Annotated in this window: 16 protein-coding genes and 1 riboswitch; of the genes, 15 read left to right on the top strand and 1 reads right to left on the bottom strand. The window is 58.9% G+C overall.

The genetic code is table 11. The features are described 5' to 3' along the window. On the top strand, positions 1-319 hold a 319-nt coding region (locus U9R25_17835; protein ID MEA3337760.1), incomplete at its 5' end, for a transposase. Between the two features lie 353 nt (positions 320-672). Here U9R25_17835 and U9R25_17830 read toward each other — a convergent pair. Beyond that, positions 673-969, bottom strand: coding sequence for a hypothetical protein (locus U9R25_17830; GenBank protein ID MEA3337759.1), 297 nt, complete (start codon positions 967-969; stop codon positions 673-675). A gap of 40 nt (positions 970-1009) precedes the next feature. Between U9R25_17830 and U9R25_17825 the strand changes: the two genes are divergently transcribed. From U9R25_17825 to U9R25_17760, 14 genes are all read left to right on the top strand, one after another. After that, positions 1010-2527 (top strand): extracellular solute-binding protein, encoded by a 1518-nt coding sequence (locus tag U9R25_17825; protein MEA3337758.1) that lies wholly within the window; start codon positions 1010-1012, stop codon positions 2525-2527. A gap of 151 nt (positions 2528-2678) precedes the next feature. Further along, positions 2679-3554 (top strand): sugar ABC transporter permease, encoded by an 876-nt coding sequence (locus tag U9R25_17820; protein ID MEA3337757.1) that lies wholly within the window; start codon positions 2679-2681, stop codon positions 3552-3554. An 11-nt stretch (positions 3555-3565) separates the two neighbouring features. After that, positions 3566-4420: a carbohydrate ABC transporter permease gene (locus U9R25_17815; protein ID MEA3337756.1), complete on the top strand. Its 855-nt coding sequence runs from the start codon at positions 3566-3568 to the stop codon at positions 4418-4420. 19 nt (positions 4421-4439) lie between these two features. Continuing rightward, entirely contained in the window at positions 4440-4658 is a 219-nt protein-coding gene (locus U9R25_17810; GenBank protein MEA3337755.1) for a DUF2160 family membrane protein, read from the top strand. Between the two features lie 81 nt (positions 4659-4739). Continuing rightward, positions 4740-5798: an NAD(P)-dependent alcohol dehydrogenase gene (locus U9R25_17805; protein MEA3337754.1), complete on the top strand. Its 1059-nt coding sequence runs from the start codon at positions 4740-4742 to the stop codon at positions 5796-5798. Positions 5799-5914: 116 nt separating this feature from the next. Beyond that, complete coding sequence (locus tag U9R25_17800) at positions 5915-6979, top strand: alcohol dehydrogenase catalytic domain-containing protein (GenBank protein MEA3337753.1); 1065 nt, start codon at positions 5915-5917, stop codon at positions 6977-6979. Positions 6980-7037: 58 nt separating this feature from the next. Beyond that, positions 7038-8075 carry a zinc-binding dehydrogenase gene (locus U9R25_17795; GenBank protein MEA3337752.1) on the top strand — a complete coding sequence of 346 codons (1038 nt, stop codon included), beginning with the start codon at positions 7038-7040 and terminating at the stop codon, positions 8073-8075. A gap of 21 nt (positions 8076-8096) precedes the next feature. Further along, the gene (locus U9R25_17790; GenBank protein ID MEA3337751.1) at positions 8097-8903 is read left to right on the top strand and encodes a glucose 1-dehydrogenase; all 807 of its coding nucleotides are present in this window, start codon (positions 8097-8099) and stop codon (positions 8901-8903) included. A gap of 305 nt (positions 8904-9208) precedes the next feature. After that, a complete protein-coding gene (locus U9R25_17785; protein ID MEA3337750.1) occupies positions 9209-10108 on the top strand; it encodes a helix-turn-helix domain-containing protein in 900 nt (299 codons plus the stop codon). Positions 10109-10700: 592 nt separating this feature from the next. Beyond that, complete coding sequence (locus U9R25_17780; GenBank protein ID MEA3337749.1) at positions 10701-11105, top strand: hypothetical protein; 405 nt, start codon at positions 10701-10703, stop codon at positions 11103-11105. A 67-nt stretch (positions 11106-11172) separates the two neighbouring features. After that, positions 11173-11285: riboswitch (TPP riboswitch) on the top strand. 84 nt (positions 11286-11369) lie between these two features. Continuing rightward, complete coding sequence (locus U9R25_17775; GenBank protein ID MEA3337748.1) at positions 11370-12029, top strand: thiamine diphosphokinase; 660 nt, start codon at positions 11370-11372, stop codon at positions 12027-12029. A gap of 23 nt (positions 12030-12052) precedes the next feature. After that, positions 12053-13141 (top strand): thiamine ABC transporter substrate-binding protein, encoded by a 1089-nt coding sequence (locus U9R25_17770; GenBank protein MEA3337747.1) that lies wholly within the window; start codon positions 12053-12055, stop codon positions 13139-13141. A 71-nt stretch (positions 13142-13212) separates the two neighbouring features. Next, complete coding sequence (locus U9R25_17765; protein MEA3337746.1) at positions 13213-14898, top strand: iron ABC transporter permease; 1686 nt, start codon at positions 13213-13215, stop codon at positions 14896-14898. Then, positions 14898-15989, top strand: coding sequence for an ABC transporter ATP-binding protein (locus tag U9R25_17760; GenBank protein MEA3337745.1), 1092 nt, complete (start codon positions 14898-14900; stop codon positions 15987-15989). The genes U9R25_17765 and U9R25_17760 overlap by 1 nt, the downstream gene beginning before the upstream one ends. Positions 15990-16012 lie beyond the last annotated feature (23 nt).

Genomic DNA, 16012 nt, shown 5'->3' with positions numbered 1-16012 from the left:
CGCCAATCGGCAGGAAGCGGAACGCTTGTTAGCCCAGTTGGTGGAGAAGTACCAGAAGCGAGCTGCTCGACTTTCGACCTGGACGGAAGAGAACATTCCCGAAGGCCTAACAGTCTTCGCCTTTCCTGAAGCCCATCGGCGTCGCTTGCGCACCAGCAATGGCCTGGAGCGACTGCATCGTGAGATACGGCGCCGATCTCGAGTAGCGGTGCTCTTTCCCAACGAGGCTTCCTGTCTGCGGCTGGTCACAGCCGTTGTCATGGAGATCAGCGAGGAGTGGCAGACCGGCAGGGTTTACTTGCGTCTCGATGCGGATTAGTTGTTAATGTTCTTGTCCCACCAGAGGGACATTCTGACCAACAATGTTTCTTGGCCAATGCAGCGTTAGGTGGCTCCCTGTCAGCTGCGCAGGCGAGGTCACTGGGCACCGCTGCACGGCGCACCAGCGCAAGCAGAGGATGGCCCGAAGGGCGACTTGCGAAGCCCTTGACGCCGACAATCAGCTGACTATCCTTGAGCCACGCTGCGTTGGCCGACATCACGCCCATTCTCACTATTACAGAAACAAATTTGCATTATCTCTTTTTTTCCTCAAGAACATGATCTAGATCATAGTTTTTCCTCTCAGCTACGTATATACTCTAGAAGGGTGTCTGTTCCTTCCTGCCACTTCTATGTCCATCCGACAGGCACCTCAAGTTGTCGCACGAGTGCCACGCACTCGTTTTCCTTCACTGCGGTCGTTTGACCGCCGAGGCCCATTCTGGACATGGTGGTGAGCTTCCCGGCTCGAATCGATACCCCAATTTGATCATCACTTCCGGGATGGCGAACGAAAAAGGAGGTGAGCGCAAACTCAAACTTGTCGGCGTGACTATCCTCCAGCCTGTGAACGAAGGGCAGTGTGTTGGGACCAAACCAGCTGCTCAAGTTGGGCCAGAGGGCAAAAAAAACAATTTGGGTCAGCAAAGCTGCTGGCCCTGCTCAACTCTCAAAGGAGGAGACATCCATGCGTTCCCAATTTTGGATCACCCTGGCCGTTTTGTTAATCGCCACCATGGTGGTTGGTTGTGTGGCTCCCGCTGTACCTGCGCAGCTTCCAGCTGAACCCCCTACTGCAGAGGAGGCCGAACCTGAAGCTGCCGCCCCGGCCGAGGAGATGAACTGGTGGGCCGAGGCTGCGAAAGCAGCCGGCTGCGTTGATACGACCATCCGGGGTGTAAGCGAAAGCACACCCCCTTCGACCTATGCAGCCGACGTGCTGGCGCCCGCTTTCACCGAGGAGACCGGCATCAAGGTCGAGCACGAGCTGACTTCATGGGATCAGATGTACGACAAGGGCATCAAGGACATGGAGGCCGGCACCGGTATCTATGACTACTGGTATACCGAGCAGGACTTCATCTACGCCGCCCTGGCCAACGATTATCTGACCAATATCAGCCAGCTTCTGGAAGATAATCCGGAGCTCCGGTACGAGGGTTTTGATCTGAGCAAGTTCACCACGTTCATCGACAACTTCAAGGACCCCGATACCGGCGACGTCTATGGCGTCCCGATGGAGGCCTTCATCAAGATCAACCTCTATCGCAAGGATCTGTTCGAGGACGCCGATGTCCAGGCTGCCTTCAATGAGCAGTATGGCTATGACCTGGCGCCGGCCACGACCTTCGATCAGTATCGAGACAACGCCGAGTTCTTCACCAAATACGCTGAGGAGAACGACATGGAACTGTGGGGAACCACGGTACAGGCTGCCTCAGGCCACGTGTCCTCCTTCTACGAGGTGTTTGAGACCATTCTCCCCAGCTTTGGTGTCTATAACTGGGGTATCAACATGGACAACTACAAGGCGTCTGAGGCTGAAGGTGGCGAGATGAACAGCGACCGCGCCAAGGAAGCCCTGGAGTTCTGGGTCAGTATGTTGGAGTATGCCCCGCCGGAAACCACCAGCAGTACGTGGGACGAGGTGGCTGCATCCTTCGCCGCCGGCCGCGCTGCCCAAGGCTGGATATACGGTGAGAACGCTGCCTGGATCGCGACAGATCCGGAGCGTTCCAAGGTGGTCGGCAGCGTGGGTGTGGCGCTTCCGCCAGTGTACGAAGGTGTTATGGAGGATGCTGAGAGCGGAGCCGGCTACATCGGTTACTACGACGGCGGTGCCTTCGCCATGCCCCACTCCTCCAAGAACCCGCTCTGCTCCCTGCTCTGGCTGCAATACGTCGGCCAGGAGGAAGTGCAGCCTGAATGGGCCGTCGCTGGCTCGCGCATCGTCATGGATTCCACCTATGATGCCCCTGAGGTCGTCGAGGTCGATACCATCACCGATGGCTACTTCACCATGATGGAGGATCAGGGATACCTCTTCCGCGGCGCGCCGCCCTTCCCCTTCCACGCCCAGGTGCGCGAGGTAATCGCGCCCTTCATCTGGCAGGCGATCACCGGCGAAATGTCAGCAGCCGATGCCATGGACGCTGCTGCTGCTGCTGCGGACGCTGAGCTGGTCAACCTGGGTTACGGCGAGTAGCCAATCTTCGTTAACCGCTGGTCGTGGGGTGGGACGCACCCCACGGCCTTTCCCCCCCCCGAGTTTTCTATGCCCAACGGGCACCGACGAGGCCGGATACCCGTACATCGCGTGCGTATCTGGCCTCGTATCGGACAAAGGGATGAACGGCATGCGTTCAAATCGAATGGGTTGGCGAATGCTCACGCCGACACTGGTTATTCTCTTCATCGTGGGGCTTTTACCTTTCCTCTATGTGTTGTGGGTGGGCTTTTACGACTGGAACGTATTTTCGGCCGTCCGAGGCATGACCTGGGCCGGCGTCAATAATTACCGCCGCCTGGTCTTCGACCAGGACTTCCTCAATTCCCTCGGGCGCACATTCCAGTTCACCTTCATCGTCGTTTCGGTGGAGTTAGTCTTGGGTTTCCTGTTGGCTCAAACCCTCGTTACTCCTTTCCGTGGACGTTCATTCTTCCGCACCATCTACGTGTTGCCTCTGGTCGTGGCCCCCATCGCGGTAGGCGCAACCTGGCGGCTTCTGGTCATCCCTGGGTTCGGGCCGGTCCCCTACTATCTGGACAGGTTCTTCGACTATCCCTTCCGTATCGGTACCTCCGCTACTCACGCCTGGCTAACTCTCATTGTAATGGATATCTGGCACTGGACACCGTTCGTTACCCTTACCCTGTTGGCTGGCTTGACGGCGCTTCCCAAGGAGCCTTTGGAGCAGGCCCTGGTAGATGGGGCTAATCGCTGGCAGGTGTTTCGTTATCTTACCATCCCGATGATGATGCCGGTGATCCTGACGGTGGTCTTCATCCGCTTCATGGACGCCCTGCGCATCGTGGACGAGGCCTTCATGCTAACCAACGGCGGCCCAGGACTGTCGACCAGGTTCGTAGGCCTCCATATCTATCGCACCGTTTTCCCAAAGACCGACTATGGGTACGGATCGGCGATGTCCCTCCTGGTACTGTATTTCACCATCGTGGCTTGCTGGTTACTGTTCATTGCCCTCACCCAGGTAGGTAAGCAGAGAGAGTAGGAAGACTGTCCATGACCACCGCGCCCCGAAAGAAAACCCTGAACCGAATTGGCCTCTATGTTCTTTGGATCGGCCTGACCGTCTTCACGGTATTGCCGATCTACTGGATGTTCGTGGTGTCGTCCCGTAGCCGTGTGCAGTTGTTCGACGCACCAACGCTACTTATCAAGTCCTTCTACATCGAGAACTACACTACACCGCTTTCCAGCCCCGCCTTTCAGCGCTATTTGACCAATTCCATCATCGTGGCAACGAGCAATGCGCTGCTTGTGACTGTTCTGGCCTTACTCGCCACGTATGCGCTGTCTCGCTGGCGGCTAAAGGGTTCGGACAATATCTTCTTCTGGACTATCACCAATCGTATGGCGCCGGCGGCCGCATTCTTACTCCCACTGTTTCTCCTATACACACGGGTTTTCAGGATTGGCGACACGTCGCTTTTCGACACGAAGATCGGGCTGATCCTCGTGTACTGCGTGTTTAATCTGCCCTTTGCCATTTGGTTGTTACAAGGCATTATCGACGGAATCCCCAAGGAACTGGACGAGGCGGCCTACATGGATGGTGCCACCCGATCGACGGTCCTGTGGCGAATCATTGTCCCGCTCGCCGCGCCCGGGCTGGCGATCACGTTCATACTCAGTTGGATCTTCGCCTGGAACGAGTACCTGTTCGCAGCAACGCTGACCAGCGTCAACGCTCGCACGATCACCACCGGTCTGGCGGAGTTTGTCACGGTTACCGGTACAAACTGGGGTCAGATGGCTGCCGTGGCTATCGTTACCATTCTGCCAGCACTGATATTCCTGGTCTTTATCCAGCGCTATATCGTCACCGGCCTCACCTTCGGCGCAGTGAAGGAGTAAGCCCCGCGAGAGGTTCCTTATGGCTCAACAAGAACCCGTACGTGCGCCGGTCGAACATACCGGTCGGCGCGGTTTCCTGCCCATGAAGACCAATACCTTCGACCGGGTCTTTATCAGCGTGATCCTGACGATCGCCATCGGCCTGCTATGGATGCGCTTTGTGGAACAGTACCTGCCCCTGTGGATCGCCGGGGTTGTCTCCTTCATTCTGGGATACATTATCCTTCGCTGGGGCTGAAAAACACCTGACCACGGCCAACACCGACCATTAGCCATTCAAAATCCACCAATTCACCAATTAGCAATTAAGGAGCCCGTCATGCAAGCGCTGGTGCTAGAAAGAGTCCGCGAGCTCTCCCTGCGAGATATCGATATTCCCGAGCCGCTCGGTCTCCATGACGTCCGGGTTGCCATTGATACCGTCGGCATCTGCGGCAGCGACGTGCACTACTACACCCACGGTCGCATCGGCCCCTTCGTGGTGGTGGAGCCCATGGTGCTGGGCCATGAGGCGTCCGGCACCGTGGTCGAAACAGGTGGTGAGGTCCGCCATCTGAAGGTCGATGATCGGGTGTGCATGGAGCCAGGCATTCCCGATCCCAACAGCAAGGCCACCCGGCTGGGCATGTACAACCTGGACCCGGCTGTGCGCTTCTGGGCCACGCCGCCCATCCATGGCGTGCTGCGACCAACCGTGGTGCACCCGGCCACTTTCACCTTCAAGGTGCCGGACAATGTAAGCCTGGCCGAGGCGGCCATGGTGGAGCCGCTGGCGGTGGGCATGCATGGCGCGATGAAGGCTCAGATCAAGCCGGGCGACCTGGCCGTGGTCACCGGTGCCGGCCCCATTGGCATGGTCACCGCGCTGGCCGCCCTGGCCGGAGGCTGCAGTCAAATCGTCATGACCGACGTGGTGCAGCCCAAGCTGGATCTGGCCGCTTCGCTGGGGCCGATTCTGCCGGTCAACGTGGCCGAACAGAGCCTGACGGAAGTTGTTTCCGACCTGACCGATGGCTGGGGAGCAGACATCGTCTTCGAGTGCAGCGGCAGCCAGCAGGCCACCGCCGGTGTCTTTGAACCGTTAGCACCCGGCGGTACGGTGGTGTTGATCGGCATGCCCCTGGAGCCGATACCCTACGACGTGGTGGCTGCCCAAGTGAAGGAGGCCCGCGTCGAACACGTTTTCCGCTATGCCCACGTTTATCCCAGGGCGCTGGCCCTGATGGGCAGTGGCAAGATCGACGTCAAGCCGCTGATCACCGACACGTTTAACTTTGCCGACAGCATCGCGGCCTTCGACTTCGCTGTCGAGATGCCGCCTACCTCGGTGAAGGCGCAGATCGTAGTGGACACAAGGTCCCGGAGCGAAGTGGAGTAGAAAGTAGAAAGTGAAAAGTGGACAGCGAACAGGCAAAAGGGTGTACAGCCACTGGTCACTGCCCAGCCGTAGGTCACCCTGTGACCTACGAAACTCACACCCCCCTACCAAAAACCATGCGGGCTATCGTCTGCCATGGTCCACAGGATTACCGTCTCGAGGAGTGGGCCGTGCCGGAGCCGGGCCCGGGCGAGGTGGTGATCCAGGTCAGCTCCGTGGGCATCTGTGCCAGCGACCTGAAGTGTTACCTGGGTGCCCCGCTCTTCTGGGGCGACCAACACCGGGAGGGCTACTGCCAGCCGCCGGTGATTCCCGGCCATGAGTTCGTGGGCCAGGTTGTGGCCCTGGGCGAGGGAGCAGGCCAGAAGTATGGCCTGGTCCTGGGCGACCTGGCCGTCTCCGAGCAACTCGTGCCCTGCTGGCAGTGCCGTTTCTGCAGGCGCGGCCAGTACTGGATGTGCCAGGACAAACACGACGTCTACGGGTTTCGCCAGCGTACGTTCGGCGCCATGGCCGAGTACATGCGGTTTCCAGCCGACGCGCTCAACTACAGGGTGCCCAAATCCATCCCGATCGAGCATGCTGTGTTCATCGAGCCGCTTGGCTGCTCGATCCACGCGGTGCAGCGAGGTGAAATCGAGTTCGGCGACGTGGTGGTGATCGCCGGCGCCGGTCCGCTGGGGCTGGGCATGGTGGCCGCAGCCCGACTAAAAAACCCGGGTCTCTTGATTTCGCTGGACCTGCGAGAGGAGCGGCTGGCTGTCGCCAGAGCCTGCGGCGCCGATATGGGCCTGAACCCGAATAGGGTGGACGTCGTGGACGAAGTACGCAAGCTGACCGAAGGCTACGGGTGCGACGTCTATATCGAGGCGACGGGGCATCCTGCGGCAGTGGAACAGGGATTGCACATGATCCGCAAGCTGGGCACCTTCGTCGAGTTCAGCCTGATGCGGGATCTGGTGACTGTGGACTGGACCATTATTGGCGACAGCAAGGAACTGAATATCCATGGTTCCCATCTCAGTCCCTACTGCTATCCGGTCGCCATCGACATGCTGGCGCGCGGGCTGTTGCCCATGAACCTGATCGTCACCCACCGTCTGCCCCTGGCCGAGTTTCAACGGGGAATCGACCTGGTGGCCAACAGTGAAGAATCGATAAAAGTGATGTTGCTGCCGTGAAAAACGGTCAACGGAAGCAAACGCCGACGGTTTTCCAGGACCGGCGTGGAGGAAACGAATGAAAGGTGTTTTATTGCCCGGCCAACGCCGGGTCGAATTTGCTGACTTTCCGGTGCCCGAGCCGGGCCACGGCCAGGTGCTGTTGAAGATGAAGGCCTCCTCCATCTGTGGCAGCGACATACGGGCCATCTACCGCGAACACCTCGGTCACGGCCCGGAGGCCTATCAGAACGTCATCGCCGGGCACGAGCCATGCGGCCAAATCGTCCAGATGGGACCAGGCTGCAAGCGCTTCCGTGAGGGCGACCGGGTCATTATCTACCATATTAGCGGCTGCGGCGTGTGCAACGATTGCCGTAAAGGCTACATGATCAGCTGCACCTCGCCGCTTAGGGCAGCCTATGGCTGGCAGCGGGACGGTGGCCACGCCGACTACCTGCTGGCCGAGGAGAATACCTGCATCGCCTTGCCCGACGAACTAAGCTACATGGACGGCGCCCTGGTGGCCTGTGGATTCGGCACCGTGTACGAGGCACTGAACCGTGTGAGCGTGTCGGGCGAGGACCGGGTGCTGATCACCGGTGTCGGACCGGTGGGTATGGCAGCCGGGTTAGTCGCCAGGGCGATGGGTGCAACCCGGGTGATCGGCGCGGACATCTCCACAGCGCGCCTGGAGTTCGCAAAAGGTATCGGCGCGGTGGACGACGGAATCGCTGCCGGTGACGGTGCGCTAGAGGCTATCACAGAGATGACGGATGGCCTGGGTTGTGAAGTGTCCATCGACTGCTCCGGCTCGCCGGCTGGGCGGCTGCTCGCGCTGCAAGGCACGCGGCGCTGGGGGCGAAGCGCCATGGTAGGCGAGGGTGACAATGTTGAATTCGACGTTAGCCAGACTATCATTCACGATCAGATCACCGTCTACGGCTCATGGGTGACCAGCCTGGGTCACATGGAGGACCTGGTGGAGAAGTTGGTCGAGTGGCGCCTGAGACCCGAGGTCACTGTCAGCCACTGCTTCCCTTTGGACGGAGCGGCTGAGGCCTACGGTATGGCCGACCGGGGACAGAGCGGCAAGGTTTGCATCGTGATGGAATGAGCAGGGAAAGGACGAACACCCATGGCTGACAAGGTTCTCGAAGCTCGACCAATCCTGGAGCGCTTTCAGCTGGACGGACGGGTCGCACTGGTGACCGGCGGTGCCCAGGGCATCGGCCGTGGCTACGCGCATGCCCTGGGCGAGGCGGGCGCGGCGGTGGCCATCGTGGACATCAATCGGGCGGCCGCCGAAATGGTCGTGGCCGAACTGGCTCGCAAGGGCGTTGAGGCCCTGGCCGTCACCGCCGACGTCACCGATCCCGACCAGGTCCAGGGCGCCGTGGACGTCGTGGTGGCGCGCTGGGGTAAACTCACGATCGGCGTCAACAATGCAGGCGTCGGTGTATGGGCTGACTCCGAGAAGATGGCGGTTGAGGAATGGAAGCGGGTTATCGACCTGAACTTGACAGGAGTTTTCCTCTGCGCGCAGGCCGAGGCACGCGTGATGTTGGAGACTGGCTACGGCAAGATCATCAACACCGCCTCCATGTCGGGCCACATTGTCAATATGCCCCAAAACCAGGCGGCCTACAATGCCAGCAAGGCTGCGGTGATCCACCTTACCCGCAGCCTTGCCGGCGAGTGGGCAGCGCGCGGGGTGCGGGTCAACAGTATTAGCCCCGGCTACACGCGCACCAAGCTGGTGGATGATCTGCTGGAGACCCCGCTGGGCCAGCAGGTGATGCCCACCTGGATGGCCATGACGCCAGCTGGCAAGATGGCCGAGGTAACCGACTTGCAGGGGGCCGTCGTTTACCTGGCATCCCAGGCCTCCGATTTCATGAGTGGTCACGACATGGTCATCGACGGCGGATACTGCGTGTGGTAATGAGTTCAGGGAATCGGCTTTCCCTGCCGCAACTCGGTTGCAGTCCGCCACAGATCCAGAGCGCGACCCCTCGCTTCGGCAGTCTCGCGCTCTACCGCCGTCAGGCTAATCGCCGGCTGCCGCCACCCTGGATCTTCCGAGCATAGATCCTCGATACCACGCCTACTTCCTCTTCCGCCGACTTCAACCGGCGTGGTGGCTACTTCGCATATCCGTTCTGATTTGAGCACTCCCTTCGCTTGATTTGCAGGCGACAAACTGCTATACTCCCGCTTTCACATCTCCAAAACGGGAGCAGTAGCGACATGCTATCAAACGTCCGTCGATTCCGCCGTCGATTTTTCGATGCCGTGCAGTTTCACTTCAAACGCTGGCTCAAACCCAACACCCTTTCCCTTCTGCGTGGTGCTACCGCCGACTTGACGCGCGGCAAAGCCGATCTCATCGCCGAAAACGCCCTCCTGCGTCAGCAATTCATCATCCTCCAACGCCAGAGCAAGCGTCCGCAACTCAATAACTTCGATCGCATCAAACTCCTCTTGCTCGCTCGCGCCACTCCTTTCTGGAAGCAAGCGCTGCTCATTGTCCAACCTGATACCCTTCTGCGTTGGCATCGTGAACTCTTCCGTTTCATTTGGCGACGAAAGTCGAAACCACGCTCATCAGATCCCAGGATTTCGGCAGAAACCATTTCTCTGATCCGTGAGATGGCGGCGGACAACCTGACCTGGGGCGCGGAACGCATTCGGGGCGAACTCCTCAAACCGGGCATCAAAGTCAGCAAACGCACGGTCCAGAAGTATATGGCACGTAATGATACGCCAAGCCCTTCAGGTCAGACCTGGGCCACCTTTTTGATGAACCATGCCCCCCACATCTGGGCCTGTGATTTCACCCAGGTCTTCGACATCATGTTCCGCTCCCTCTTCATCTTTCTCATCATTGAACATGCCAGCCGCCGTATCGTGCATGTTGCCGTCACCTCTCACCCAAGCGATGCCTGGGTGGCGCGGCAATTGCGGGAAGCCACGCCCTGGGGCGAAGGACCCAGGTATTTGATACGTGACAATGACCCCAAGTTCGGAGGGCATTTCTCGGCAGTGGCAGCAGGGACGGGCATCATAGAAATTCGCACGCCAATTAGCGCTCCCAACGCGAACGCTTTCTCGGCAGCCTTCGTCGCTAGTGCCTGGACCATGTCCTGATCCTCAAGGAGCGCCACCTGCAGGGAGTCACATAGGAATACTTGAACTATTACCATCAGGCTCGACACCATCAAGGTTTGGACCAGAACATACCCGCCCCGTCTGGCGCAGAGCGGCCGCAGACAGGCAAAGTCGTGGTTTTTCCTGTGCAGGGAGGGTTACACCACGACTACCGCCGCGCGGCCTGAGCGCAGACCCGAAAGGGCAAAGGGGCACGGTTTTCTACTGGGAGCCAAAGCAAGGGGTGTCAACGCGCTCCAATGCTGCTTTCGCACGCCAGATGCATGGCAATTGTTGCATTTCGTCGTTCTGTTCGTGGGGTGGAACATTGTTTTGACCATGTAACTGCTCATAATGGAGTCGCTCGACACGAGCGAACTGATCGTATTCTCTCTCACTATCCGACCCAACATCCTCCATAGGCGAACGGATGTGCGCGGTAGCCAGCACGACAGTTCCGTTTGAGTTTTCACCTGTTTTCTGCTACACTCTGGATAATCGCGGACACCCCCGCAGCAGCAGCCTCTCAATCGTGGGTTAGACTGCTGGTGGCTTCTTGAGGTGTTTGCAGCATTTCCCCGGAGGATAGTTCATGGCTCAGAACGGACGGACCTGTACTCGCTGTGGTGCACCTGTGGCAGCGGAAACTACTCGCTGCTCAGTGTGTGGCGCTCATCCCGACGTGGGGCCCCTGGTGGTACGCAACAGTGCCCCGGTGTCCGTCTTGCCCGTTGGCCTGGTAGCGCGGCCTCTGGCTGTGGGGGCTGCGGTCGTGGCGGCCAGCGCCGGCCTGCGGCTCGCCCGTTATCTGATGCCTCGCCTGATGCAGCGACGAAAAAAAGCCCAACCGCCAGCCATTGTCGAAAAAGATCGGGAACATGGTCCGATCATCGCAGTTCGACGACGCGTTTGGGCCATTGGCAACAGCGATGGTATTCGCCACTGGGGCAGCGACGAAACGGTCTGGCATGGGTCAGCGACTGACAGAGAGCCATAGGAGGCGGAAAGGGGTGACCCCTACTTGACATGAGGCGTCCCCGATGTTACACTTGACCCAATAGATAACCCGTTGCCAGGGGAGCCGGGAAGCGCCCGGCTGAGAGGGTGGTCGAACTGCCACCGACCCTTAGAACCTGACCTGGGTAATGCCGGCGTAGGGATGCACTCGAACCAGCGCAAAAAGGCCACTTGCCAGACTACAGGCAGGCGGCCTTTGTTGATTCAAGGGAGCTGCGGGAGCGCATTGGAATTGGGGCAAAGAATGAGTAAAGATACTGCCAGCAAACGCGCATTCGTCGTCGCCAGCAGCCCGCGAGCAGAAAAACCGCCAGGCCTGGACCCTCAGCCAGGGGAGGTGGTCATCGCCGCTGATGGCGGGGCCAACCGGTGTATCGAGTGGGACTGGCCCATCACGCGGATTGTGGGCGATATGGATTCCATCGACCGGGAGGTGTTGAAAAAGCTTAACGCAGCCGGTGTGCCCATGGAGGCATATTCCCCGGAGAAGGACCAAACCGACCTGGAGATCGCCTTGGGCCGGGCATTGGACGCTGATCCTGACGAGATCATCATCGCCGGTGTGCTGGGCGCCAGGATCGACCACACACTTGGAAACCTCGGCCTGCTGGCACTTCCGGAGCTGATCGGCACGCCCACACGTATCGTTGACGGCAGACAGACGATCTGGCTGGTTAGGGGTGAAAGCGTCGTCAACGGTGAGGTGGGCGATACGCTCTCCTTGATACCCTATGGCGGCGAAGCTGGTGGCGTCAGCCTGACGGGAGTCCATTGGCCCTTGCAGCAGGCTGAACTGCCACTCGGGCCGTCGCTGAGCATCAGCAACCGCTTGGTTGAATCGAGCGCGGTGGTAAGTGTGACCGAGGGGATGGTGCTGGTCGTCCATGTTTCGTCGACTGGCTGATATTGCGCGGAGGAGAAAAAGAGATGAAAAAGACAATCTTGCTGATAGTTGCGTTGGTCGCTACGATGTTGTTGGCAGCCTGTGGCCCTCAATTTGCGCCGACGAGCGATCCGGACGCGGGACAGGCGAGGAAAAAACTGGTTCTGATGTCTCATGACAGCTTTGCTGTCAGCGAGGATGTGATCACCCAGTTTGAGCAGGAAACGAATATCACCGTCGAATTCCTGCTGGCCGGCGATGCGGGTGCTGCGCTGAACAAGGCCTGTCTGAGCAAGGGCAATCCTCTTGGTGATGTGTTCTTTGGCGTCGACAATACCTTTCTCAGTCGGGCCATCAACTGCGGCATCTTTGAGCCCTATCGATCCCCGGCGCTGGACTCTGTGCCCTCCGAGCTGTACCTGGATCCTGCCTTTGGGCTGTTGCCCGTTGACTTCGGCTACGTCAATCTGAACTATGATCGTCGCTGGTTTGACGAGCAAGGGCTGGCTGTGCCTGGAAGGTTGGAAGACCTGATCAAGCCTGCATACAAGGGCTTGCTGGTGGTCGAAAACCCTGCAACATCCTCGCCAGGGTTGGCGTTTCTATTGACTACCATTGCCCACTTCGGTGAGGATGGCGACTATTCTTACCTGGACTTTTGGCGAGACCTGCGGGCCAATGGCGTATTGATTACCGATGGCTGGAGTGAGGCCTACTTTGGTCACTTCACCGTGGGCAGTGGTGGAGAGGGAGACCGGCCCCTGGTGGTCAGTTATGCCACCAGTCCACCGGCTGATGTCTTTTATAGCGAAAGCAGCAAAAGTGAGCCTGATAGCGGCAATATATCTCCCGCTGATGGTACGTTTCGCCAGATCGAATTCGTCGGAATCCTGAAGGGAACAGAGCAACGGGAAGCGGCTGAGGAACTGGTCGATTTTATGTTGAGCAGGGCTTTTCAGGAGGATATCCCCCTTCAGATGTTTGTCTATCCTGCCAACGGCGAGGCTGCTCTGCCTGATCTGTTCACCCGCTTCGCGGAAGTGCCCGTTGAGCCCGTCGATATCGATGCCGGCGCGATTGAAGCCAACCGCGAGCGGTGGATCGAGGCCTGGACTGAGACAGTGTTAAGGTAATTGCCATGGGAGTTCTTGCTCGTGCAGCGACGGCGTATCGCCCAATTGGTTAAACAGGCAGTGCAAAAATCATGAGCGCTCAACTGGCCCGTGCTCGCAGTCTGATCTATCTTCTTCCCCTGGCCTTTCTGCTGATCTTCTACTTCTATCCCCTTGCCAGCATCCTGGGGATGAGCCTCGCACCGGATGGGCAACTGGACCTGGGGGCACTGTTCGATATGATCTTCAGTCCCTATGTCGGCCGGGCGCTATGGTTCACTACCTGGCAGGCATTGGCTTCGACCGCACTGACCCTGCTGCTGGGTATGCCGGCGGCCTACGTCTTTGCTCGTTACGCCTTTCCTGGAAAGAGCCTGATTCGTGCCCTTACAACGATCCCTTTTGTGATTCCAACGGTGGTCGCGGCGACGGCCTTCACGACGCTGCTGGGGCCGCGGGGATTTATCAACGAATGGCTGATGACGGCCTTCGGGCTGCCGGAACCGCCGGTTAGCCTGTTGTACACCGTATGGATAATCCTGTTGGTTCACGCGTTCTACAATGCTACCGTAGTGGTGCGCATCGTTGGTGGCTTCTGGGCAAACCTGGATCCTCGAATGAGCGAGGCGGCAGCCGTGTTGGGGGCAAATCGCTGGCGGGTGATGTGGGAGATTACCTTTCCTCTTCTGATGCCGGCGATCGTGGCGGCGTCTTTGCTGGTCTTCCTGTTCTGTTTCACCAGTTTTGGGGTTGTTTTGATCCTGGGTGGCCCCCGGTATGCCACGCTGGAGGTGGAAATCTACCGGCAGGCGGTGAATTTCTTTAACTTGCCTTTGGCAGCGGTCCTGTCGCTGGTCCAGCTGGGATTTACCTTTATCGTGATGGTCGTCTACACCCGAATCCAGGCTCGGGCTTCGATACCTCTCAACATGCGACCCCAATCCAGCACGGCCCGGCGCCCGGCAAACTGGCGGCAGTGGCTGGTTGTTGGGGTAGTCAACACCCTGCTGCTGATTGTGGTAATGATCCCGCTGCTTGCCCTGGCAGTCCGTTCCGTGACTCTCGGGGATGGGCCGCCGACCTTGCGTTACTATCAGGCATTGACGGAAAACCCCACCCAGGACATTTTTTTTGTAGCCCCCATTCAGGCAATTCGAAATTCCTTGCTGATCGCTTTCGTCGTGGTGGTGATATCCCTGGCTCTTGGGCTGATCAGTGCCTACTTACTGGCCGGTCCCGATCGAAAGGATAGCCGCCTGGTTGGCTGGCTCGATCCCTTGTTTCTGTTACCCCTGGGGACTTCGGCGGTCACATTGGGTTTCGGCTATATCATTGCTTTGGACGAACCCCCGCTGGACCTGCGCACATCCCTGCTGCTGGTGCCAATTGCACACACCTTGATTGCTATGCCTTTCGTAGTGCGCAGCGTTTTGCCTGCGTTGAGGGGCCTGAATCCCCGGCTTCGAGAGGGCGCAGCCGTTCTGGGCGCGTCGCCGACCAGGGTGTTGCGGGAGATCGATTTACCGATTATCGGGCGGGCTCTTCTCGTGGCAGCTGTTTTTGCTTTCACGGTGAGCATGGGAGAATTTGGCGCAACCCTGCTGATCTACCGCCCTGAATTTCCTACCATGTCGGTGGCCATTTACCGGGCTTTGGGCCAGCCGGGTATGCTCAACTATGGGCGAGCCCTGGCAATGAGCACGGTGTTGATGCTGGTCTGTGCAGTGGGGTTACTGTTCATCGAGCGTTTTCGGATCGGTGATATCGGGGAGTTCTGATGGCGGACCTGAACGTCTTTGACGTGAGCAAATCCTTTGGTGACACGCCGGTGCTGCAGGATGTCTCCTTTGGCGCCGACTCTGGTGAAATCGTGTGCCTTTTGGGGCCGTCCGGCTGTGGCAAGACCACGCTTCTGCGTATCGTGGCCGGCCTGGAGACGCTCGACGCGGGTCGGGTCGTTTTTGATGGCCAGGATATGGCAACGGTTGCCGTTCACGAGCGCGGGTTTGGCCTCATGTTCCAGGACTTCGCGCTGTTTCCCCATAAAGATGTCTTTGGAAACGTGGCCTTCGGGCTGCGAATGGAAGGGCAGGATCCAGCGAAGATTCAGGGGCGGGTTGACGAGGTGCTGGACCTGGTTGATCTGGGTGGTTACGGCGATCGCAAGATCCATGAGCTTTCCGGGGGGCAACAGCAGCGCGTTGCCCTTGCCCGCAGCCTGGCGCCCAATCCCACCCTGTTGATGCTGGATGAACCCCTGGGGTCCCTGGACCGAACCCTCCGGGAAGATCTGATGTTTGACTTGCGCCGAATCCTCAAACTGGTCGGGGTCACTGCCCTGTATGTGACCCACGATCAGCAGGAGGCTTTTGCCATATCGGATCGGGTCATCATTCTCAATGCCGGTCGGATCGAACAGCAGGGGCCGCCGCTGACAGTTTATCGCCAACCGGCCAACGAATTCGTTGCGCGTTTTTTGGGGATGCGCAATCTCATATCTGCCCAGATCCAGGGTGATGGCCCTGTGCCCGAGGTGGTTACTTCTCTTGGGACCTTGCGTTGCCGCCAGTGTGCCCATCCTGTGTTTCCAGGCGAGGCGGCAACACTGGTTGTCCGGCCTGACGCTGCCACCCTGCTGTTACCGGGCGAGGAGGAAGCGGGGGCAGAGAACGTCATCCACGGACGGCTTTTGAACGTCTCCTTCCGGGGCAGCCAGGTCAAGATTGCAGTGGGCCAGGCCAGCGGCACCTGGCTGGAATTTGAGCTTCCGGGCGCAATGGCTGATGACCTGCCGCCGTTAGGTGGTAAACTCAGCCTGTCAGTGGATCCCGATGGACTGGCTTTGTTGGCGCCGGAAAAACTTTCCTGATGGCCGTCCAGGATTAACTTCGC

The organism is Chloroflexota bacterium, assembly GCA_034717495.1.
Classification (GTDB): Bacteria; Chloroflexota; Anaerolineae; order JAAEKA01; family JAAEKA01; genus JAYELL01.
This window is presented reverse-complemented; position numbering and strand designations above follow the sequence as displayed.

What these genes read in the sequence shown, in the direction of transcription:
- U9R25_17785 (MEA3337750.1), top strand. Translation starts at nt 9,209, where the DNA reads ATGCTATCAAACGTCCGTCGATTCCGCCGTCGATTTTTCGATGCCGTG.
- U9R25_17795 (MEA3337752.1), top strand. Translation starts at nt 7,038, where the DNA reads ATGAAAGGTGTTTTATTGCCCGGCCAACGCCGGGTCGAATTTGCTGAC.
- U9R25_17770 (MEA3337747.1), top strand. Translation starts at nt 12,053, where the DNA reads ATGAAAAAGACAATCTTGCTGATAGTTGCGTTGGTCGCTACGATGTTG.
- U9R25_17760 (MEA3337745.1), top strand. Translation starts at nt 14,898, where the DNA reads ATGGCGGACCTGAACGTCTTTGACGTGAGCAAATCCTTTGGTGACACG.
- U9R25_17825 (MEA3337758.1), top strand. Translation starts at nt 1,010, where the DNA reads ATGCGTTCCCAATTTTGGATCACCCTGGCCGTTTTGTTAATCGCCACC.
- U9R25_17775 (MEA3337748.1), top strand. Translation starts at nt 11,370, where the DNA reads ATGAGTAAAGATACTGCCAGCAAACGCGCATTCGTCGTCGCCAGCAGC.
- U9R25_17765 (MEA3337746.1), top strand. Translation starts at nt 13,213, where the DNA reads ATGAGCGCTCAACTGGCCCGTGCTCGCAGTCTGATCTATCTTCTTCCC.
- U9R25_17805 (MEA3337754.1), top strand. Translation starts at nt 4,740, where the DNA reads ATGCAAGCGCTGGTGCTAGAAAGAGTCCGCGAGCTCTCCCTGCGAGAT.
- U9R25_17780 (MEA3337749.1), top strand. Translation starts at nt 10,701, where the DNA reads ATGGCTCAGAACGGACGGACCTGTACTCGCTGTGGTGCACCTGTGGCA.
- U9R25_17820 (MEA3337757.1), top strand. Translation starts at nt 2,679, where the DNA reads ATGCGTTCAAATCGAATGGGTTGGCGAATGCTCACGCCGACACTGGTT.
- U9R25_17815 (MEA3337756.1), top strand. Translation starts at nt 3,566, where the DNA reads ATGACCACCGCGCCCCGAAAGAAAACCCTGAACCGAATTGGCCTCTAT.
- U9R25_17810 (MEA3337755.1), top strand. Translation starts at nt 4,440, where the DNA reads ATGGCTCAACAAGAACCCGTACGTGCGCCGGTCGAACATACCGGTCGG.
- U9R25_17790 (MEA3337751.1), top strand. Translation starts at nt 8,097, where the DNA reads ATGGCTGACAAGGTTCTCGAAGCTCGACCAATCCTGGAGCGCTTTCAG.
- U9R25_17800 (MEA3337753.1), top strand. Translation starts at nt 5,915, where the DNA reads ATGCGGGCTATCGTCTGCCATGGTCCACAGGATTACCGTCTCGAGGAG.